Source organism: Acidisphaera sp. L21 (assembly GCF_009765685.1).
Lineage (GTDB): Bacteria > Pseudomonadota > Alphaproteobacteria > Acetobacterales > Acetobacteraceae > LMUY01.
On sequence record NZ_LMUY01000039.1, the window covers coordinates 1 to 437 of the forward strand.

Sequence of the window (437 nt, forward strand, 5' to 3'; positions counted from 1 at the left end):
GCACCGACACCGTCATCATTGGCGGCGCCACTGAGTCGGTGGTGTGCGGTGGCGGCACGGCACTGGTCCAGGCGTCCTCCGACCTGGCCGGCGCGGCCATCAACGGCGGCACGGGCAAGACGACGCTGGAAATCACGACGGGTGGGACCGTCAGTCTGAACGCGGCCGATCACAACCTGACGGTCCAGTTGGATGCTGCGACCAACCTCTCCCTCAGCCCGCTGGCGTTCGTCTCTGCGATCGGCAGTTCGGGCGCGGACACGATCACGGCGGCCGCAGCCAACCAGACACTAACCGGCGGGTTGGGCGCCGACACGCTGGTGGGCTATAGTGGGTTCGGCGATACCTTCACCGACACCGCGGCGGGTCTGACCACCGACACGATCAAGACCTTCGGTGGCAGCGACGTGATCGACATCACCAACCTCAACTTCGCC

General features: G+C 66.4%; 1 pseudogene. It reads left to right on the forward strand.

The features are described from left to right. Window positions 1–437: pseudogene (locus tag GSQ76_RS09140) on the forward strand (hypothetical protein); the annotation flags it as partial.